Origin of the sequence: Pseudomonas sp. SJZ080 (assembly GCF_007828295.1) — a bacterium.
Classification (GTDB): domain Bacteria; phylum Pseudomonadota; class Gammaproteobacteria; order Pseudomonadales; family Pseudomonadaceae; genus Aquipseudomonas; species Aquipseudomonas migulae_A.
Map to the genome: position 1 here is coordinate 25,338 of NZ_VIUK01000012.1, position 19,448 is coordinate 44,785.

Annotated in this window: 23 protein-coding genes; 14 read left to right on the forward strand and 9 right to left on the reverse strand. The window is 59.7% G+C overall.

Annotated features, from left to right (window positions below; genetic code table 11):
* Window positions 1–159: 159 nt before the first annotated feature.
* The 3 genes from FBY04_RS16840 to FBY04_RS16850 all read left to right on the forward strand — a co-directional run bounded on the left by FBY04_RS16840 (window position 160) and on the right by FBY04_RS16850 (window position 2,680).
* Window positions 160–1,581: a transglycosylase SLT domain-containing protein gene (locus tag FBY04_RS16840; protein ID WP_084319870.1), complete on the forward strand. Its 1,422-nt coding sequence runs from the start codon at window positions 160–162 to the stop codon at window positions 1,579–1,581.
* Window positions 1,582–1,686: 105 nt separating this feature from the next.
* The gene (locus FBY04_RS16845) at window positions 1,687–2,121 is read left to right on the forward strand and encodes a DoxX family protein (RefSeq protein ID WP_084319873.1); all 435 of its coding nucleotides are present in this window, start codon (window positions 1,687–1,689) and stop codon (window positions 2,119–2,121) included.
* Window positions 2,122–2,371: 250 nt separating this feature from the next.
* Window positions 2,372–2,680 (forward strand): hypothetical protein, encoded by a 309-nt coding sequence (locus tag FBY04_RS16850; RefSeq protein ID WP_084319875.1) that lies wholly within the window; start codon window positions 2,372–2,374, stop codon window positions 2,678–2,680.
* Between the two features lie 3 nt (window positions 2,681–2,683).
* Here FBY04_RS16850 and greB read toward each other — a convergent pair whose 3' ends face one another.
* The 3 genes from greB to FBY04_RS16865 are packed head-to-tail and all read right to left on the reverse strand — an operon-like array spanning window position 2,684 to window position 6,403.
* The gene (gene greB, locus FBY04_RS16855; RefSeq protein WP_017339816.1) at window positions 2,684–3,181 is read right to left on the reverse strand and encodes a transcription elongation factor GreB; all 498 of its coding nucleotides are present in this window, start codon (window positions 3,179–3,181) and stop codon (window positions 2,684–2,686) included.
* A 34-nt stretch (window positions 3,182–3,215) separates the two neighbouring features.
* A complete protein-coding gene (locus FBY04_RS16860) occupies window positions 3,216–5,720 on the reverse strand; it encodes an ABC transporter permease (RefSeq protein ID WP_145315843.1) in 2,505 nt (834 codons plus the stop codon).
* A complete protein-coding gene (locus tag FBY04_RS16865; RefSeq protein ID WP_084319880.1) occupies window positions 5,720–6,403 on the reverse strand; it encodes an ABC transporter ATP-binding protein in 684 nt (227 codons plus the stop codon). The genes FBY04_RS16860 and FBY04_RS16865 overlap by 1 nt, the downstream gene beginning before the upstream one ends.
* A gap of 10 nt (window positions 6,404–6,413) precedes the next feature.
* On the opposite strand from FBY04_RS16865, the gene FBY04_RS16870 reads away from it, so the two are divergent.
* From FBY04_RS16870 to FBY04_RS16880, 3 genes are all read left to right on the forward strand, one after another.
* Complete coding sequence (locus tag FBY04_RS16870) at window positions 6,414–7,019, forward strand: arylesterase (protein WP_084319882.1); 606 nt, start codon at window positions 6,414–6,416, stop codon at window positions 7,017–7,019.
* Between the two features lie 56 nt (window positions 7,020–7,075).
* Window positions 7,076–7,369 (forward strand): hypothetical protein, encoded by a 294-nt coding sequence (locus FBY04_RS16875; RefSeq protein ID WP_003226812.1) that lies wholly within the window; start codon window positions 7,076–7,078, stop codon window positions 7,367–7,369.
* A gap of 97 nt (window positions 7,370–7,466) precedes the next feature.
* Complete coding sequence (locus tag FBY04_RS16880; RefSeq protein ID WP_084319884.1) at window positions 7,467–8,438, forward strand: L,D-transpeptidase family protein; 972 nt, start codon at window positions 7,467–7,469, stop codon at window positions 8,436–8,438.
* A 124-nt stretch (window positions 8,439–8,562) separates the two neighbouring features.
* Here the strand turns inward: FBY04_RS16880 and oprI are convergent, their stop codons facing one another.
* Window positions 8,563–8,814, reverse strand: coding sequence for an outer membrane lipoprotei OprI (gene oprI, locus FBY04_RS16885; protein ID WP_002553018.1), 252 nt, complete (start codon window positions 8,812–8,814; stop codon window positions 8,563–8,565).
* A gap of 644 nt (window positions 8,815–9,458) precedes the next feature.
* Here oprI and FBY04_RS16890 point away from each other — a divergent pair.
* Window positions 9,459–9,746, forward strand: a complete 288-nt coding sequence (locus FBY04_RS16890) for a GNAT family N-acetyltransferase (protein WP_020800382.1) — start codon at window positions 9,459–9,461, stop codon at window positions 9,744–9,746.
* A 60-nt stretch (window positions 9,747–9,806) separates the two neighbouring features.
* Here the strand turns inward: FBY04_RS16890 and FBY04_RS16895 are convergent, their stop codons facing one another.
* Both FBY04_RS16895 and FBY04_RS16900 read right to left on the reverse strand, forming a co-directional pair.
* The gene (locus tag FBY04_RS16895) at window positions 9,807–10,883 is read right to left on the reverse strand and encodes a 3-deoxy-7-phosphoheptulonate synthase (protein WP_017339811.1); all 1,077 of its coding nucleotides are present in this window, start codon (window positions 10,881–10,883) and stop codon (window positions 9,807–9,809) included.
* A 162-nt stretch (window positions 10,884–11,045) separates the two neighbouring features.
* Window positions 11,046–11,489 carry a PilZ domain-containing protein gene (locus tag FBY04_RS16900; protein ID WP_084319886.1) on the reverse strand — a complete coding sequence of 148 codons (444 nt, stop codon included), beginning with the start codon at window positions 11,487–11,489 and terminating at the stop codon, window positions 11,046–11,048.
* Between FBY04_RS16900 and FBY04_RS16905 the strand changes: the two genes are divergently transcribed.
* From FBY04_RS16905 to cysB, 5 genes are all read left to right on the forward strand, one after another.
* Complete coding sequence (locus FBY04_RS16905; protein ID WP_084319888.1) at window positions 11,488–11,874, forward strand: co-chaperone YbbN; 387 nt, start codon at window positions 11,488–11,490, stop codon at window positions 11,872–11,874. The two genes, FBY04_RS16900 and FBY04_RS16905, sit on opposite strands and share 2 nt — an antisense overlap.
* Window positions 11,871–12,827 (forward strand): putative 2-dehydropantoate 2-reductase, encoded by a 957-nt coding sequence (locus tag FBY04_RS16910; RefSeq protein ID WP_145315844.1) that lies wholly within the window; start codon window positions 11,871–11,873, stop codon window positions 12,825–12,827. The genes FBY04_RS16905 and FBY04_RS16910 overlap by 4 nt, the downstream gene beginning before the upstream one ends.
* 25 nt (window positions 12,828–12,852) lie before the next feature.
* The gene (locus FBY04_RS16915; protein WP_084319892.1) at window positions 12,853–13,758 is read left to right on the forward strand and encodes a 5'-nucleotidase; all 906 of its coding nucleotides are present in this window, start codon (window positions 12,853–12,855) and stop codon (window positions 13,756–13,758) included.
* A 94-nt stretch (window positions 13,759–13,852) separates the two neighbouring features.
* Window positions 13,853–14,356 (forward strand): universal stress protein, encoded by a 504-nt coding sequence (locus tag FBY04_RS16920; RefSeq protein WP_084319894.1) that lies wholly within the window; start codon window positions 13,853–13,855, stop codon window positions 14,354–14,356.
* Between the two features lie 124 nt (window positions 14,357–14,480).
* A complete protein-coding gene (gene cysB, locus FBY04_RS16925) occupies window positions 14,481–15,455 on the forward strand; it encodes an HTH-type transcriptional regulator CysB (protein ID WP_084319897.1) in 975 nt (324 codons plus the stop codon).
* Window positions 15,456–15,464: 9 nt separating this feature from the next.
* Here the strand turns inward: cysB and FBY04_RS16930 are convergent, their stop codons facing one another.
* On the reverse strand, window positions 15,465–15,947 hold the full coding sequence (locus FBY04_RS16930; protein ID WP_145315845.1) for a GreA/GreB family elongation factor: 483 nt from the start codon (window positions 15,945–15,947) through the stop codon (window positions 15,465–15,467).
* A 2-nt stretch (window positions 15,948–15,949) separates the two neighbouring features.
* On the reverse strand, window positions 15,950–16,360 hold the full coding sequence (locus FBY04_RS16935; protein ID WP_145315846.1) for a hypothetical protein: 411 nt from the start codon (window positions 16,358–16,360) through the stop codon (window positions 15,950–15,952).
* A 124-nt stretch (window positions 16,361–16,484) separates the two neighbouring features.
* Here FBY04_RS16935 and earP point away from each other — a divergent pair, with 124 nt between their 5' ends.
* Together earP and FBY04_RS16945 are read left to right on the forward strand one after the other, a co-directional pair.
* Entirely contained in the window at window positions 16,485–17,642 is a 1,158-nt protein-coding gene (gene earP, locus FBY04_RS16940; RefSeq protein ID WP_145315847.1) for an elongation factor P maturation arginine rhamnosyltransferase EarP, read from the forward strand.
* 48 nt (window positions 17,643–17,690) lie between these two features.
* A complete protein-coding gene (locus tag FBY04_RS16945; RefSeq protein ID WP_007943632.1) occupies window positions 17,691–18,260 on the forward strand; it encodes an elongation factor P in 570 nt (189 codons plus the stop codon).
* Between the two features lie 169 nt (window positions 18,261–18,429).
* Here the strand turns inward: FBY04_RS16945 and FBY04_RS16950 are convergent, their stop codons facing one another.
* Window positions 18,430–19,446: an alpha/beta hydrolase gene (locus FBY04_RS16950; RefSeq protein WP_145315848.1), complete on the reverse strand. Its 1,017-nt coding sequence runs from the start codon at window positions 19,444–19,446 to the stop codon at window positions 18,430–18,432.
* Window positions 19,447–19,448 lie beyond the last annotated feature (2 nt).

Below are 19,448 nucleotides of genomic sequence, written 5' to 3' on the forward strand. Positions count from 1 at the left end.
AGTTAAAGCTGTCTTTTGATGCCGCGAGGCAAGCCGGGGTGGTCAGTGTGCCATCACTGTGCCAGTCTTTCGCACTTTGCCAGCGCTCAAGCGCTCTGTTTCTGTCGTTCGATTTCACTCATTTTTTGAAATCGGCCCAGTATTCTTTCCGGAGAGTGGATGACACGTCCCTCGATTTTGTTACTGCTGTGTGGTTCGTTGCTGCTGCCGATGCCGGCGGTTGCGCGTCTGGCCGGCCCGCTGCAAGCCGTGCCAGCAGCCAAGGTGCGCGACCTGCAGGAAATCCGCAGCAGCCGTGTGCTGAAGGTGCTGGTCAACCAGAGCCGCAACAGCTCCGGCGAAGTCCAGGGCCAGGCCATCGGCGTCGAATACCATCGGTTGCGCGCGTTCGAGCAATACCTCAATGGCCACGCCCGCGACGGTCAGGAAGTCACCCTCAAGATCATCCCCAAAGCCAAGGATCAACTGCTCGGCGCATTACAGCGCGGGGAGGGCGATCTGGTTGCGCCGGGGGAATTGCTCGATCTGCAACCGGGTTACGCCGTCAGCACCAGTGAGCCCATTGCCAGCAACATCCCGCTGGTATTGGTCGGGATCAAAGGCGAGAAACGCTACACCCACCTCGAACAACTTTCCGGCAAAACCCTGGCATTGCCCACCGGCAGCGCCGCCGGTGAAGCGATCAGTCAGATCAATCAAAAACTCGCCCTGCACAAACTGGCCCCGGTGAAGATCGAGTGGGTCGATCCGAGCCTGGCGGTCGAAGACGTGCTGGAAATGGTTCAGGGCGGCATCTTTCACCTGACGATCGTCGAGCAACCGATTGCCGAGCGCTGGGGCAAGATCCTGCCCAAGCTACGCTTCGATCGGCAGGTGCTGATCAGCGAGCCGGGCGAAGAGTTCTGGTTTGTGCGTCGCGACGCCTCGATGCTGCGGGCCAGTATCGACCGCTTCCTCACCGGTTACAAAAAGCCCTCGGATCAGGACGCGGCGTTCCTGAGGATCTATCGGCGCCTGTATCAAGTGCACTATCCATTGGCCAAGGCAAATCGCCAGCGGCTGGAAAAACTTCGACCGGTGCTGCAGAAACACGCTGCTGCCCAAGGCATGGACTGGCTGAACCTGGCGGCACTGGCGTTCAAGGAATCCGCGCTGCAACCCAATGCCCGCAGCGGAAGCGGCCCCACCGGCCTGATGCAGATCACGCCGTCCGCGGCCCAGCGTGTGGGGGTCAGTAACATTCAGGACCTCGATGCCAACGTTCAGGCCGGGGCCAAGTACCTGGCGATGATCCGCCGCAAGTTTTTTGCCAGCCCCAAACTCAACGAGCGTGAGCGCATGGCGTTCGTGCTGGCGGCCTACAACATCGGGCCAGAGCGGGTTCAGGGCATGCGCGCCGAAGCCCGGCGCCGGGGTCTGAACCCCAATCAATGGTTCTTCCAGGTCGAGCGCATCGCCATGGAGCAGGTGGGAATGGGCCCCGTCAGCTATGTTAATAGCGTGAACAAGTATTACCTGGCGTTCGATCGGGAACGGGAGTCGTTGGAGCCCCAGGGGCAGAAAGTGGCCTTACGGAAATGATCGACTAAGCTGATCGTTATGGCGAAATAATTGCGCTTTTAACATTTGATTTATTGATTAATATCGCGGCCAACCAACACACAAACTCACAATGGATGACACAGCATGAGCTCACTGATCAACAAGGTACTGTTTACCCGCGCTGGCTACGGCCTGACTGTTTTGCGAATCTTCGTCGGCATCATCTTCGCTGCCCACGGTGCGCAGAAACTCTTCGGGGCGTTCGGTGGTTACGGTCTGGCCGGCACCGCGCAGTACATGGAGAGTATCGGTCTGGCGCCGGGCTACCTGATGGCGACGCTGGCGGGCGGTACTGAGTTCTTCGGCGGTCTTGCCTTGATCATCGGCTTGCTGGTCCGTCCGGCAGCCCTCGGCCTGACCATCCTCTCGCTGGTGGCGATCTTCTCGGTGCACCTGCCTAACGGTTTGTTCATGGCCAACAACGGTTATGAATTCGCCCTGGCCCTGCTGGGTGGCAGCATCGCCGTGCTGATCGAAGGCGCCGGCAAACTGTCCGCCGACCGCGCCATTGCTGGGTGATCGCTCTGGCTCAACGAAAAGGCCCGCATTGTGCGGGCCTTTTTTTTGTTGTGCGTCATTCTTGACACTGTCCAGTCAGCTTCTCTAGGATGCTGCTCATGCGCCGATTTAAACAGCTACTTGCGGGGCGCCAGGTGACTCATTCAGTTGCCGATAGAAGCCTGAAACAGGCTTCGAAATACCGCTAAAGCGCTGGTTCGGTGTTGCCTCTCACCTGCCATGCAGACTTTTGAGGCAGAGACACGACACGATGAATGCACTAAACCCCGTTGTACGTCCCGCGCCGATCACGGCACATCTCACCCAGCGCAATCCAAAAATCCTGCTTGGCGGCAAACATCAGCCGACGCTCCTGCGTTATCTGGATGGTTGGCCACGTCGTACCGGCGGACCGGCAGCATTCCTGATTCAGTTTGTCGAAGACGGTGAGTCGCTGGCTCGATTTGCCAGCGACAGTTTCGACCTGGCGGTGATTCAGTCGCCCAGCCTCGAAGACGCGCCTGAAGTGATCAAACAACTGACCCGCGTGGCCCGACAAGGGTTGATTACCCGCCGCTAAGGCCTAGGGGTATTCGATCGCCACGATATAGACGCACTGTTCGCCGGTAGGCGTTTGCACCCGAACTTCGGCGTCCAGCGCCTTGCCGATCAGGGCGCGAGCCAAGGGTGAGTCGATACTGATCAGGCCCAGTTTCAAGTCCAGTTCATCCGGGCCGACGATGCGGTAGCGCGACTCCTTGCCGTCCTCATCCTCGATCGTGACCCAGGCGCCGAAGTAAACCTTGTTCGGATCGCTGGGCTTTTCGCTGACCACCTTGAGTGCTTCCAGGCGTTTGGTCAGAAAACGCACGCGGCTGTCGATCTCGCGCAGCATCTTTTTGCCGTAGGTGTATTCGGCATTTTCGGAGCGATCACCTTGCGCCGCGGCCTCGCTGACCGATTGCGTGACTTGCGGTCGGCGCACATGCCAGAGCTCATGGAACTCGGCCCGCATCCGCGCTTCACCTTCAGGGGTGATCAGCGCGGTGCCAGCGGTGCGGGGAGGGCGATAACGGCTCATGGCAACTTCTTGTGATGGAGAAGGCTTGAGTCTATCAACCCTCGCGCAACACTGTCAGGGGGCTGGCGTTCAACGCCCGACGGGTGCCGAACACGCCGGCGCCGCCGATCAGCGCAGCGCCGATCAATGGCAGTACCAACAGCCATGGATGCGGGTGCCAAGGCAGATCGAACGCGTAACGGTACAGCACCAGGCTCACCAGTTCCGAACCCAGCGCTGCCAGCAATCCGCTGACCGCGCCGAGCAGACCGAACTCGATTCGCCGGGCCTTGACGAGCAATTGCCGCTCGGCCCCCAGCGCTCGCAACAATGCGCCTTGGCGGATGCGTTCATCCAGCGTCGCTTGCAGGCCCGAAAACAGCACCGCCATCCCCGCCGCCAGCACGAACAACAGCACATATTCCACCGCCAGGGTGACCTGGGCGAGGATGCTGCGCAGTTGCTCCAGCAGGGCTTCGACTTGCAGGATGGTTACCGCCGGAAAGGCGCGGGACAGGTCGACGATCTGCTGATCATGACCGGCTGCCAGATAGAAGCTGGTCAGGTAAGTCGCCGGTAAATCCTTCAACGTTCCTGGCTGGAAAATCATGAAGAAGTTCGGCTGGAAGTTGTCCCAGTTGATCTCCCGCAGGCTGGTGACTTTCGCTTCGCGATTGACACCGCCGACGGTAAACACCATGTGATCGCCCAGCTTGAGCTTCAGGCTTTCAGCGACTTTGCCTTCTACCGACACGCCGGGAATGTCATCTGCTGGCTGTTCGCTCCACCAGTTTCCCGCGGTGAGCTTGTTGCCTGCCGGCAGGTCCGCCGCCCAGGTCAGGCTCAGGTCGCGCTGGATCGCCCGATCTCCGGCCGAGTCCTTGCTGACGATGTCCTGCACCGGCTCACCGTTGATGCTGATCAACCGTCCCGGTACGACCGGGTAGAGCGGCGCCGATTGTGCCGACAGTTCGATCAGGCGATCGGTGAAGGCCTGTTTGTCTGCCGGCAGGATGTTCAGCGCGAAATAGTTCGGCGCGTTTTTCGGCAACTGGTTTTGCCAGGTATCCAGCAGCTCACCGCGCAGCAGGGCGATCAACGCCATGGACAGCAGAATCAAACCGAAGGCCAGGGATTGTCCGGCGGCGGCCAGTGGATGACGCAGCAATTGACCCAACCCGAGACGCCACGGCAACGAAGCACGCGCGAGCATCCGACGCAGGCTTTTCAGCAGCAGCAACAGCAAGCCTCCCAACACCAGCGCCGCAATCACGCCACCGCCGAGCAGGGCGAAGGTCAGCACCAGGTCGAGGCTCAGGCGCCACATGATCAGCCCGAGAGCGCCCAATGCCGCGCCGTAGACCATCCAGGTGCTGGAAGGAATCGGCAGCATGTCGCGGCGCAATACCCGCAAGGGCGGAACCCGGCCCAGCGCCGCGAGGGGGGGCAAGGCAAAACCGGCCAGCGCCACCAGCCCGGTGCCGATCCCGGCGATGGCCGGAAACAGACCTCCCGGTGGAACGTCGGTGGGCAACAAATCATGCAGCAGCGCGAACAGGCCAAGCTGCGCCAGCCAGCCAATCAATGCCCCGCTGATGCTGGCCAACAGTCCGAGCACCATCAGCTGCAAACTGAACAGGACCATGGTTTCCCGGCGGGAAAGACCCAGGCAACGCAACAACGCGCTGGCATCGAAGCGGCGGGTGGCGAAACGCGTCGCCGACAGCGCCACCGCTACACCGGACAACAGGACCGCCACCAGGCTCGCCATGTTCAAGTAACGTTCGGCTTTACCCAGGGCGCCACCAATCTGCCGGTTGCCGTCGCGTGCATCCTGGATGCGCTGGTTGGCGGCGAGGCCGGGTTTGATCAATTGACGATAGGTTTCCAGTGCTTCGGCGTTGCCGCGCCAGAGTTCGCGGTAACTGACGCGGCTGCCGGGTTGCACCACGCCGGTGGCGGCAAGGTCGCTGAGGTTGATCAGCACGCGTGGCGTCAGGCTGTAGAAATTACCGGCGCGATCCGGTTCGTAGGTCAGCACTCGCGCCAGTTTCAGCGTGCGCATGCCGACGTCGATGCTGTCGCCGATCTTCAGGTCCAGTGCGGTCAGCAGTCGTGCCTCGACCCAGGCCTCTCCGGGTTTCGGTCCTCCGCCGGGCTCTTCCGGAGCGAAGGGCGCGGGGGCGCTTTTCAGTTCACCGCGCAGGGGATAGACATCGTCCGCAGCTTTGATGCTGGACAGCTGAATGCCGTTGTCGGTGGCGATGACGCTGGAGAACTCCACCACCTGCGCATGTTCAAGGCCCAGCTCCGTCCCGCTTCTGATCTGTTCGGGTCGCGCCGGTGAACTGCCTTCAAGCAGCAGATCGGCGCCAAGAAATTCGGTGGCGCGCAGCATCATGGCGCCGTTCAGGCGGGCACCGAAGTAGCCAATGGCGGTACTCGCCGCCACCGCCACCAACAAGGCGAAGAACAACACGCGCAACTCACCGGCGCGAGCGTCGCGCAGCAGTTGGCGGAGGGCGAGACTGAACAGGCGCAACAGCGGCAAGCGTGCCATCAAGGCTCCAGAGGGGCGACCAGCAGGCCGGCTTCAAGTCGGATCAGGCGCCGGCAGCGATGTGCCAGGCGTTCATCGTGGGTCACCAGCACCAGGGTCGTGCCGCGCTCCTTGTTCAAGTCGAACAGCAAGTCGCTGATGCGCTCGCCGGTGTGACTGTCGAGGTTGCCGGTGGGTTCGTCGGCGAACAGTACGTCGGGCTCGGCGGCAAACGCACGGGCAATCGCCACGCGCTGCTGTTCGCCACCGGAGAGCTGGCGTGGAGAGTGGGTCAGGCGCTGGCCGAGGCCGACCCTTTGCAGCAATTCGGTGGCACGCTCACGAGCGTCTTTGCGGCCATCGAGTTCCAGCGGCAGCATGACGTTTTCCAGGGCATTGAGACTATCGAGCAACTGGAATGATTGAAAGACAAAACCCACATGTTCGGCGCGAATGCGCGCGCGCTGGTCTTCATCGAGATTGCTCAGGCCCTGGCCGGCGAGGGTGACTTCGCCGCTGCTCGGCAGGTCGAGGCCCGCGAGCAGGCCGAGGAGGGTGGATTTGCCGGAACCGGACGCGCCAACGATGGCCAGGCTGTCGCCCTTGTTCAGTTCCAGGCTGAGTTCGTGCAGGATAGTCAGTTCACCTTCCGCGCTGGGAACCACTTTGCTGAGGTTCTTCGCGGTGAGAATGCTTGCGCCCATGGAGAATCCGATGCGTGTGTGGTTTTTGAGTGCTGGCCTGGCCTTGATGTGCATGGCCCAGAACGCAGCGGCGGGTACAGTCCTGATCGTTGGCGATAGTATCAGCGCTGGTTTCGGACTGGATACCCGCGTTGGGTGGGTCTCGTTGCTCGAGCAACGGCTCAAGCGCGAAGGTTTCGACGACAAGGTGGTCAACGCATCCATCAGCGGCGACACCAGTGCCGGAGGTCAGGCGCGCCTGCCTGCGCTGCTTGCAGAGCATAAGCCGGAGCTGGTGATCCTCGAGCTGGGCGGCAACGACGGCCTGCGCGGATTGCTCCCAACGCAATTGCAACAAAACCTTGCAGCGATGATCGACAGCTCCCGCGCCAGTGGGGCCAAGGTGCTTCTGCTCGGCATGCAACTGCCACCCAACTACGGCGCGCGCTACACCAAGGCTTTCGCCGAGGTGTACAGCAACGTCGCCGCTGAGAAAAAAATCCCGCTGGTGCCGTTTTTTCTCGATGGCGTGGGCGGTCACCCGGACCTGATGCAGGCCGACGGCTTGCACCCCGCTGCGGGGGCTCAGGACAAGTTGCTGGAAAATGTCTGGCCGACACTGAAACCGCTGCTTTGACGCTTTTCTAGCGGCGGCGTTTCGGCTAAGGTGGCGCCCCCGATTTGGAGCCCCCGATGCCGCGTCCCGCCTGGTCACTTTTTGCCTACCAACTGATCGAGCCTGACGAACAGCTGGATCTGTTCGCCTGCCAGGAAGTGCGGGTGCATCTGGTGACCCGTCAGCTGGAACTCGGTGGCTCGGCCGATCGAACCCTGTGCGGCAGCCTGCTTCCGGCGCAGCCGCGCTGGTCGAGCGTCGACCGTCGGGTTTTCCAGGACCAGCGCCTGTGCTCGCTGTGCCGGGCGATCCTGGAATCGCAGAAACGCGGCACTTCGCCGATCTGGCCAGAGCTGCGCTTCGAGCTTTGATGCAATAAAGATAGCGTGCTATCGGCCAACTCCCCGAATTTACGGACGTCGGTGTACAATCTCGTTTTTACCCCTGACCCTGCGAAGGATTTTCCGGATGTTGCCGCGTTTTCCTGCCGTCACCCGCTGCCTGTCTCTTGCCGCCCTTTGTGTGGCAGGCCCCGTAGCAGCATTGGAGTTGCCCCTGCCACCGCCCGGTGAAGACATCGTCGGCCAGGTTCAGGTCATCAAGGCCAAGTACGAAGACACCTTCGCCGACCTTGGCACCACTTACGACCTGGGTTACTCGGAAATGGTCGCGGCCAACCCTGGCGTCGATGCATGGCTGCCGGGCGCCGGTACCGAAATCGTGCTGCCGACGCGCTTCATCCTGCCACCAGGACCCCGTGAAGGTATCGTCATCAACCTGGCCGAATACCGTCTCTACTACTATCCGAAAGGCCGGAATGTGGTTTACACCTTCCCGCTGGGCATCGGTCGCGAGGGTTGGGGTTCACCGATCGCTCACACCACCATCACGGCCAAGACGCCGAACCCGACCTGGACGCCTCCAGCCTCGATCAAGGCCGAGCACCTTGCAGACGGTGATCCGTTGCCAAACGTGGTGCCGGCCGGCCCGGACAACCCGCTGGGGCCGTTTAAATTCACCCTGGGCACACCGGGTTACCTGATCCACGGTTCGAACAAGAAGTTCGGCATCGGCATGCGCACCAGCCACGGTTGCTTCCGCATGTTCAACAACAACGTGCTGGAAATGGCGAGCATGGTGCCGGTAGGCACGTCGGTGCGCATTATCAGTGACCCGTACAAGTTCGGTGTCAGTGGCGGCAAGGTGTACCTGGAAGCGCATACGCCGCTGGACGACAAGGGCAATCCTTCTGTGGTCGACAAACACACCGCGGTGATCAATGCGATGCTCAAGCGTGAGGACATCACCAACAACCTGCGCATGAACTGGGATGTGGTCCGCGACGTGGTTGCCGCCGAAGATGGTCTGCCGGTGGAAATCGGAGTGCCGAATTCCTCGGCGCCAATGGTGACGAGTACGCCGATCGATCCGTTGCAGTAATGCTTGAAAGGAACCCGCCGATGCTGACCGCGTCGGCGGGTTTTTTATTGCCTGGACAAAACCCCGGGCAATAAAAAAGCCGACCCAAAAAATGGGTCGGCTTGATAACAATCCCGAGGGATTATTACTTGCGGCTAGCTTTGTCCAGCATGCGCAGAGCACGCTCGTTAGCTTCGTCAGCAGTCTGTTGTGCTTTTTGAGCAGCAGCCAGAGCTTCATCAGCTTTACGGTAAGCTTCGTCTGCACGAGCCTGGGAGCGAGCAGCTGCGTCTTCAGTAGCGGTCAGACGTGCTTCGGTTTCTTTCGATACGCTGCTGCAACCGGTAGCCAGAACTGCGGCCAGAGCCAGAGCAGAGAATTTCAGAACGTTGTTCATCGTGTTCCCCTTCAAGGACTTTCTATTAAGTTAGCTGTCTCCTCAGAGTGAGGAAATAGCCGGCGTACATACTACCCATTACTTGTCGTAAGTAAACTGACGTAAAGCAAGAAGCCAAAAAAATTGTAGGCGTTGATTCTTTTTCGAGCAACTTTTACTTGCAATTGATTAAAAAATATCCAGCTGCAAGGCCCGCACTGAGCGAGTTGGCACGAAAAAGTTCCCGGCGGCCGCGAGTGTTTTCGCGGTCTTGGCTAAAGTCTGTCTACATGGATTCGTCTACACTTTTGTTCGGGATTTGCGGCGCACCTCTCATATCTTTCTCCTAGTTGAGGTGACTTAAAAGAAGGGCGCTCGTCTTAAGTCTCAACATCCGGCAATGTTCAGGCGATCGACCACCCGGGATCTTCGGTCGAGCCGCCCCTGCGTAACCCCGGAACAGCACCTGCCCAACCTTGCATGATGACGAGCGTACCTTGAGCATTTTCTGCCAATGGTGCCTACTATTTGATACGTGCTCGGTTGCGCGAGATCGGTGCAGTTCTTCTCGGTGTCCATTGAGGCACGGGTTGGCGTAGATGTTCCTTCGCCGGAAAAACATCGGTAAGGTAGGGGTCAGAATCAAAGACCCGCGAGGAGTAGTGATGAGTGAGGCGTTGTCCATCCACCATGACCAGGCTGGTCATCAGTTCGAGACCAATGTGGACGGTCATCGTGCCTACCTGACCTATATGGATCTGGGGAAACAGACCCTGGATATCTATCGCACGTTTGTGCCCAATGCCTTGCGTGGTCGCGGCATCGCGGCAGCCCTGACCGAGCAGGCGCTGCAGTACGCCGAGGAAATGGGCTACACCGTCATTCCTTCGTGTTCCTACGTGGAGCGCTACATGGAGCGTCACCAGCGGCATGCGGCCAAGCTGAGCCAGTAAAACGAACACATAAAAAAACGCCGGGTTTAGCCCGGCGTTTTTTTGTGCGCTGAAAAGTGATCAGGTGCGAGCGCGTTTCGGCAGCACGTCCTTGAGCTTGGCATGCATGCTGCGCAAGGTATTTTCTGTAGCGGACCAGTCGATGCAGGCATCGGTGATCGACACGCCGTATTGCAGGTCGGCGAGGTCTTTCGGGATGGCCTGGCAGCCCCAGTTCAGGTGACTTTCGACCATCAGGCCGATGATCGACTGGTTGCCTTCGAGGATCTGGTTGGCGACGTTCTCCATCACCAGCGGTTGCAGTGCCGGGTCCTTGTTGGAGTTCGCGTGGCTGCAATCGACCATGATGTTCGGCTTGATCTTCGCTTTGTTCAGCGCTTGCTCGCACAGTGCGACGCTGACCGAATCGTAGTTCGGTTTGCCGTTACCGCCGCGCAGCACCACGTGACCGTAGGCATTGCCCTTGGTGGTGACGATCGACACGCCGCCTTCCTGGTTGATCCCCAGGAAACGATGCGGGCTGGAAACCGATTGCAGGGCGTTGATAGCCACGGTCAGGCCGCCGTCGGTGCCGTTCTTGAAGCCGACGGCCGAAGACAGGCCGGAGGCCATTTCACGGTGAGTCTGGGATTCAGTGGTGCGCGCGCCGATGGCCGACCAGCTGATCAGGTCCTGCAGGTACTGCGGGGAGATCGGGTCGAGGGCTTCGGTCGCGGTTGGCAGGCCCATCTCGGCCAGGTCCAGCAACAGCTGACGACCGATGTGCAGGCCGTCCTGAATCTTGAAGGAGTCGTCCAGGTACGGGTCGTTGATCAAGCCTTTCCAGCCGACGGTGGTGCGTGGCTTCTCGAAATACACGCGCATGACCAGATACAAGGTATCGGACACTTCCGCGGCCAGCACCTTCAGGCGCTCGGCGTATTCGTGGGCAGCCTTGATGTCGTGGATCGAGCACGGCCCGATGACGACAAACAGGCGGTGGTCGGTGCCATCCAGGATGTTGCGAATGACTTCGCGACCCTTGGTGACGGTGCGCAGGGCAGCGTCGCTCAGAGGGATATCACGCTTGAGCTGATCGGGAGTGATCAGCGTCTCGTTGGAGGCGACGTTTAGGTCGTTGATCGGTAAATCAGCCATCGTTTACTCGTCAGGTCACGGGTGCCGGCCGCCAGCGAACCCGCGCGGCGGAGCACAGCAAATTAAGCGCGTCGGGGAGCGGAACCTTAGCGCGTTACACCGTGGCTCGACAATGGGCAGACAGCGGTTTTAGGGGCATTCGCAACGAATTGATAACGTCCCTTAATCCATCACCGCCTGTGCAAATGCCCTGCGAACCGTGTCGTGAGAGAACTCGTCGGCGTGTTGCTGGACCCATTCGAGGGCCAGCGCCTGGGTTTCCTGCAGGTCGTCGTGGGCGTCATGCTGGCGACAATAACGTTCGATCTGGCACACCTGTTCGCCCATCCGGGCACTGAACATCATCTGCTCGTCGACAAAGGCAATGCCCACCAGATAACCGTGTTTGCGTCGCAGGCACCAGGCTACATAGCCCAGAAAACGCAAGTCGGGGTTCAAGGTCGGTATGCGAACCTCCAGCGCCGTACCGTGGCGCCAGGCGCGGTGGTAATTGCAAGCCATGCCCCCGACGCTGATAGTGTGCAGCTGTTGTCGTGAAATACACTCAGGTTTCAACAACGTTAATTCGACGGGTACATCGTCAGGATGAGGAATAAAACGTCCCATGAGCACGGACTCCATGTGTCGGCCATCTGACATTGTTTCCCCCAGTATAGTGGTCGAATCGGAACTGACCGATTTCGACGCCGACCAACGGTTGCTGGCGATGAGCGGGGTGTCGCTGGTCATATTCACCAGCGTCGGCTGCGCCAGCTGCCGTTTTGCCCGTGAGCAATTGCCAAGGCTCGATCTGCATGTCGACCGCTTGTGCTGGATCGATGCCGGGGACAATGGCGGGGTGGTCGAGCGTTATCAGGTCTTTCATTTGCCGGCGCTGTTTGTGGTGCGCGACGGTGAGTTTTTCGGAGCGCTAAAATCGCGCCTGACCAGCAACGAGCTCAATGCGGCCGTGACTCAGGCGTTGACCAGAACAGCAGAGGAGTTGCCATGACGGGTGCAGTTGCCAAACCGACCATTGGTATTATCGGGACCGGTGCGATCGGTGGTTTCTATGGGTTGATGCTGGCGCGTGCCGGTTTCGACGTGCATTTTCTGTTGCGCAGCGAATTTTCGGTGGTGGCCGAACGCGGGTTGCAACTCGACAGTGCGGTGCACGGTGCGCTGGCGTTGAATCCGGTACAGGCCTATTCATCGGCCGAAGACATGCCGCCCTGCGACTGGTTGCTGGTGGGCGCGAAGACCACCAGCAATGCCGGTCTGGCGCCGGCGATCATTCAAGCGGCGGCACCGAACGCCAAGGTGCTGTTGCTGCAAAACGGCCTGGACGTCGAGGACGGTCTGCGAGCCTTGCTTCCGGATTCCCTGCACCTGCTCGGCGGGCTCTGCCTGATCTGCGTCCATCGCACCGGCCCCGGTGCGATCACTCATCAGGCCCTTGGTGCGGTGAACGTCGGTTACCACAGTGGCCCCGCCACCGATGAACAGGCGAGCATGGCAATTGTCGAGGAAGGCGCCGGGTTGTTCCGCAGCGCCGGCATCGACTCCCAGGCCATGCCGAACCTGCATCAGGCGCGCTGGCAGAAACTGGTCTGGAATATCCCTTACAACGGCCTGTCGGTTCTGCTCGGCGCGGGCACCACACCGTTGATGGCCGATGCCGACAGCCGGGAACTGATCAAGGCCTTGATGGCCGAAGTGGTTCAGGGTGCCAAGGCCTGCGGTCACGACATGCCGGCCGGTTACGCCGACTATCTGTTCATGATGACCGAAAAAATGCCGGACTACTGGCCGAGCATGTACCACGATTTTCTGCACAAGCGACCGCTGGAACTGGAGGCGATTTACGCCCGGCCACTGGCGGCAGCCAAGGCCGCCGGCTGCGAATTGCCACGAATCGAAGCGTTGTATCGCGGCTTGAGTTTTATCGATCGACGCAACACCTGAGTCGATCAACCCGAGGGGGAAGGGCATGGCAAAGACGATTGACGACAAACTGGTACTGGCGATTTCTTCGCGCGCGCTGTTCGACCTGAGCGAAAGCCACAAGGTTTACCTGTCGAGCGGCGTCGAGGCCTACCGGCAATATCAGATCGAACACGAAGACGAAATCCTCGAGCCCGGTGATGCCTTCCCGTTGGTGGAAAAACTCCTCAGCCTCAATACCCGCCTCGGCCGCGCCAGGGTCGAGGTGATCCTGGTATCGCGCAACAGCGCCGACACGGGGCTGCGGGTGTTCAACTCGATTCACCATTACGGACTGGCGATCTCCCGTGCGGCGTTTGTCGGTGGGCGCAGTCCGTATCCGTATCTCAAAGCGTTTGGTTGCGACCTGTTTCTGTCGACCCACGCCGAAGACGTGCGCAGTGCACTGGATGCCGGTTTCGCGGCGGCGACCATTCTGTCGGGCGGGGCCAGCCGTGCTGCTAGCGATGAATTGCGGATTGCCTTCGACGGTGACGCAGTGCTGTTTTCCGACGAGTCGGAGCGTGTTTATCAGTCGGGCGGCCTGGAAGCGTTTCAGGCCAGCGAACGCGAAAGTGCCCGCGAGCCACTGCGCGGCGGGCCGTTCAAAGGCTTTCTCGCGGCACTCAATCTGTTGCAGCGCGAGTTCCCGGAGGACGCCTGTCCGATCCGCACCGCGTTGGTCACCGCCCGTTCGGCGCCCGCCCATGAGCGGGTGATCCGCACGTTGCGCGAGTGGGACATTCGCCTGGATGAGTCGTTGTTTCTCGGTGGCCTGACCAAGTCCGCCTTCCTCGAAGCCTTTGCCGCCGACGTGTTTTTCGACGATCAGGCCGGCCATTGCGAGTTGGCCCGCGAGGTGGTCGCTACCGGTCATGTGCCCCATGGCATAAGCAACGAGCAAAAGGTTTAAGCCCGCCGTTCAACGCGTTACGCGGGACGTCGTGTTCGCCAAGGCACTGCTAAGCTGAATCAATCTCCGCCATGTTGGCACTCGAGGAGGTCATATGATTCGTTCGATGCTGTATGCCACTGACCTCGGTCTGTACGCACCGTTAGTGATGCAGCATGCCCTGGAGCTGGCTCGAACATTCGATGCTGACTTGTATGTGGTGCACGCGGTTGAGCCGATGGGGTTGTTTGCCGAATCGGTGCTTCAGAGTTACCTCGATGAACAGGCGTTGAACGAGTTTCACAGTCAGGGCCTGAACACCGTCATTGCCAGTATCGAGCAGCGGGTGCTCGACAGTTTTCGTGAGGAGTTGGGGGACGAGGGTGCGCACGATCTGGACCGGATTCAGGCGGTGCGGGTGCTTCAGGGCGATCCGTCGCAGGTGATTCTCGACCAGGCGCAGAAACTCTCCGTGGATTTGTTGATCGTAGGTAGTCATAGCCATGGTGCTGGCGCGGAAACGCCGTTGGGCAGGACCGCAGCGCGGGTGTTGCAGTTGGCTCGGGTTCCGGTCTATCTGGTGCCGCTGGTGGAGCGCCGTCGCAAGGGCGATCGCTAGCACACGACTGGAACATGAATAGTGGCGTTTTGATGAAAAAGTTCTAGATTTATTCTTCAAACCATTAATATAGTTATATACCGTCGCTGATGCCCGTGGCGTCTACCTGCTTTGAGGGATTCATATGAAGCTTCAACAACTGCGCTACATCTGGGAAGTGGCGCACCACGACCTCAACGTTTCCGCTACAGCCCAAAGCCTTTACACCTCGCAACCGGGTATCAGCAAGCAGATCCGTCTGCTGGAAGACGAATTGGGCGTCGAGGTTTTTGCTCGCAGCGGCAAGCACCTGACCCGCGTCACCCCGGCCGGCGAGCGCATCATCACCACCGCTGGCGAGATCCTGCGCAAGGTTGAAAGCATCAAGCAGATCGCCCAGGAATTCTCCAACGAGAAAAAAGGCACCCTGTCGATCGCTACCACGCACACCCAGGCGCGTTACGCGTTGCCGCCGGTGATCAGCAATTTCATCAAGCAATACCCGGACGTTGCGCTGCACATGCACCAGGGTTCGCCGATGCAGATCGCCGAAATGGCCGCTGACGGCACCGTCGATTTTGCCATCGCCACCGAAGCCCTCGAGCTGTTCGGTGATCTGGTGATGATGCCGTGCTACCGCTGGAACCGCTGCGTGGTCGTGCCTCAGGGCCATCCGCTGACCAAGCTGTCGAAGCTGACCCTTGAAGCGCTGGCCGAATACCCGATCGTGACGTACGTATTCGGTTTCACCGGCCGTTCGAAACTCGACGAAGCGTTCAGCCATCGCGGCCTGACGCCGAAAGTGGTGTTCACCGCCGCTGACGCCGACGTGATCAAGACCTACGTGCGATTGGGTCTGGGTGTGGGCATCGTGGCGAAAATGGCGGTCGACACCAAGCTCGATAGTGATCTGGTCGTGCTCGACGCCAGCGAATTGTTCGAATCCAGCATCACCAAAATCGGTTTCCGTCGCGGCACCTTCCTGCGTGGCTTCATGTGCGACTTCATCGAAAAGTTCGCTCCGCACCTGACCCGCGAAATCATGGCCAAAGCCATTCAGTGCCACAACAAGCAGGAACTGGAAGAGCTGTTCGACGGCGTCGAACTGCCGGTCCATTAATCTCCGGTTTCAGACCACCTCGGTGACAGAAAACTGTTGCCGAGCGCCCGCCACCAGAATCTCCACCTCGTCCCCTTCGAACTTGCCCAGCAGGCTTTTGCCCAGCGGTGAGCGAGGGGTGATGACGGTAATCATTTGCCCCACCAGATCGACCTTCAAACCCGCTGCATCGGGGGCCAGAAACAGCCATTGTTCACGACCCTTTTCGTCTTCCAGACCGAGCAGGGCACCGACTTCGATGCCGCGCTGATCGTCGTAAGGCCGCAGCGTCAGGTTCTGGCACAGCGCCAGCGATTGCCTGATTTCCTCGACCCGTTTCGCCTGCCCGGCTGCCAGGTATGACGCCTCCAGCCCCAGTGTGTCGTACTTGTTTTCGGCGATGTTTTCTTCGTGGGTCGCGGTTTCGTACGCGGTTTGCGCGGCACGTTCGGCGATGTCGAGGTCGACACGCAGCTTGTCGAGAATCAGTTGATGGACCGTCTGTTTATTCATGGTCAGTCGCAGAATTGCAGGACGTTGGCGCGGCTTTTTTCGCTTGGCGCGGTCTGGTCCTGTTGCAGCCAGAACTGGCATTTCGGATTGGCCAGATTACGGCTGGTGCTGCGGGCCTGATCCAGTCGTTGCTGCTGCTCGTTCTTGCGCAGGTTCTCTTCGTATTGATCGAACAGCGGGCTCTGCGGCGGAAGATCCGGCACCGGTGGTGCGACCACGGGTGGTTTCGCCAGTTGCTCTATCGCTTGCGCGACCGGCGCCAATTGCTCGTTGAACAACAGTCGGGAAGCGAGCCAGCAGGTCAGCGCGATGGCGAGGAATCCCAGCCACAATCCGAGGGCAATGCTGCCGGTCAGTTGCAGGGCATTGAGCTGAATCGGCAAGGGGCGGCGCGGGTTGGGGCGGTAGGGCATGACTGCCTCCTGGCGGGTGGTCGCGGGCGAACGGCGATTGTCGCATGAAGATTAATCGCCGTCGGCTCTTCTGCACGGAGTAATTTATGCGGACAATCGGCGCCTTTGCCAACGGGAGCCTGGAATGCCTGTAATGCCTCAAATGAAAAGCCGCAGGCGCTGGGACATTTTTTGCGCCGTGGTCGACAACTTTGGCGACATCGGCGTGACCTGGCGCCTGGCCCGACAACTGGTCGCCGAGCATTCGCTGGAAGTGCGTTTGTGGGTCGATGACCTGCGAGCCTTTGAGCGACTCTGTCCAGAGATCGACATCCATGTCGCGCAGCAGTGGCAGGACGGTGTCGAAGTCCGGCAATGGCCAGCCGACTGGTTGCCCGCCGACGCCGCCGATGTCGTGATCGCCGCATTCGCCTGCCAGTTGCCGAGCGGCTACATGGACGCCATGGCCGCGCGGGAAAAGCCGCCGTTGTGGATGAACCTCGATTATCTGAGTGCCGAAGACTGGGTCATCGGCTGCCACGGTTTGCCGTCGGTGAAATACAAAAGCGTGCAGAAGTACTTTTTCTTTCCGGGCTTCCAGAAGGGCACCGGTGGCCTGCTGCGTGAAAGCGGATTGCTCGAGCGACGCCGGCACTTTCAGCAAAGCCCCGAGGCTCAGCGAAAATTCCTGCAAGAGTTAGGGATTAATCATGCACAAGGCGCGCAGCTGATCTCGCTGTTTGCCTATGAAAATACCGGCCTGGCGAGTTGGCTGGAGGTCATGGCCGCCGATTCGACGCCTACGCATCTGTTGGTGCCCGAAGGGCGGATTCTGGGTGATGTCGAGCGTTGGCTCGGTGTCGACGGATTGGCGGCGGGCGCCGTGCATGTGCGCGAGGCCTTGACCGTGCAAGTGCTGCCGTTCGTCCGACAGGAGCAATACGATCACTTGCTCTGGTGCTGCGATTTCAACGCTGTGCGCGGCGAAGATTCGTTTGTCCGCGCCCAATGGGCGGGCCGGCCACTGCTCTGGCACATCTATCGGCAGGACGAAGACATTCACCTGGACAAGCTCGAAGCCTTCCTGACGCTGTACACAAAAGACCTGTCTGCGCCTGCCCGCGAGGCGATCAGCGGGCTTTGGCGTGCGTGGAATGCCGGGCATGATATGTCGGGTCACTGGCTGACGACCCGTAAACACTGGCCGGAACTGCAAAAACATGCCGAAGCGTGGTGTCTGGAACAAGCCTTGCAGGCAGATCTTGCCGCGGCGCTGGTACAGTTTTACCTAAATTGGATATGATACGCGGCCTAGATTTTTGTAAATCCCATCCAAATTCGGATATTCGCAATGAAAACTGGTAAAGAACTGAAACCCGGTACCGTGATCCGTCTCGAAAACGATCCTTGGCTGGTTCAGAAAGCTGAATTCACCAAGTCTGGTCGTAACAGCGCGATCATGAAGACCAAGCTGAAAAACCTGCTGACCGGTTACAAGACCGAGATCGTTTACAGCGCCGACGACAAACTGGACGACGTAATCCTCGACCGCAAAGAAGCGACCCTGTCCTTCATCAGCGGCGACACCTACACGTTCATGGACACCACCGACTACACCATGTACGAGCTGAACGCTGAAGACATCGAAGCCGTTCTGCCTTTCGTTGAAGAAGGCATGACCGATGTTTGCGAAGCGATCTTCTTCGAAGAGCGTCTGGTTTCCGTAGAACTGCCGACCACTATCGTGCGTCAGGTTGACTACACCGAAGGTTCCGCTCGCGGCGACACTTCCGGCAAGGTGATGAAGCCTGCCAAACTGAAGAACGGTACCGAGCTGTCGGTTGCTGACTTCATCGAAATCGGCGACATGATCGAGATCGATACCCGCGAAGGCGGTTCCTACAAAGGCCGTGCCAAATAAGCACCGCTTCAGGAATGAAAAAGCCCGACCATTGAGTCGGGCTTTTTTGTGCCTTGTCTGAAAAACGCAGACTGGGAAAACGCCGAAAAAACTGCAGGAGCCGGCTTGCTGGCGATGGCGTCCGTGAGACCGCTATCGCCAGCAAGCCGGCTCCTACAGGGTGGAGGTGTTATTTCTTCAGGTGTTGCTTGAGCTCTTCAGACGCCTGCAACATCGCCGAGCGCACCGCTGGCACCTGGCTCACCACATTCAGCAAACCGTAATCGTGAATCATGCCGTTGTAGCGAACCGCCGTCACCGGCACACCGGCCTCGTCGAGTTTGCGGGCGTACGCCTCACCTTCATCGCGCAGCACATCGGCGCTGGCCGTTTGCACCAACGCAGGTGGCAAGCCTTTGAGCTGGGCAGTGGTCGCTCGCAGTGGCGAAGCGTAGATCTCGTTACGTTGCTTGGCATCGGTGGTGTAGTTGTCCCAGAACCACTTCATCATGTTTTTGGTGAGGAAGTGCCCCTCGGCAAACTGGTTGTAAGACGCCGTTTCAAAGTTTGCATCCGTCACCGGCCACAGCAGCACCTGGAATTTGATCGCCGGGGTGCCTTTGTCCTTGGCCATCAGTGCAACCACGGCCGCCATGTTGCCGCCGACGCTGTTACCGGCCACGGCCAGACGCTTGCCGTCGACGTTGATTTCTTTACCGTGCTCAGCCACCCATTTGGTCGCGGCGTAAGCCTGGTTGATTGCCACCGGGTAATGCGCTTCCGGCGACGGGGTGTAATTGACGAACACCGCCGCTGCACCCGAGCCCGTGACCAGATCCCGAACCAACCGCTCGTGAGTCGGGAAATCCCCCAGCACCCAACCACCGCCGTGGAAGAACATGAACACCGGCAGCTCGCCTTTGACCCCGGCCGGACGGACGATGGTCAGGCTGATCGGTTGGCCGTCGACTTGAATGGTCTTCTGGCTGACGTCCGCTTTTGGCAGCGTCAATTTCACCCCGGCTTGCGCGCCGACCAGAATGGCCCGGGCATCTTTCGGTGAAAGCTGTTCCATCGGTTTGCCGGTGCCGGCATTCAGCACATCGAGGAACGCCTGGGTGTTGTGCTCAACCCCATCGCCCGCGAATGCACTGTGGATGGACAGGGCGAGAAGGGTACCGGTCAAGACTTTGCTGAAAGTGTTCATGT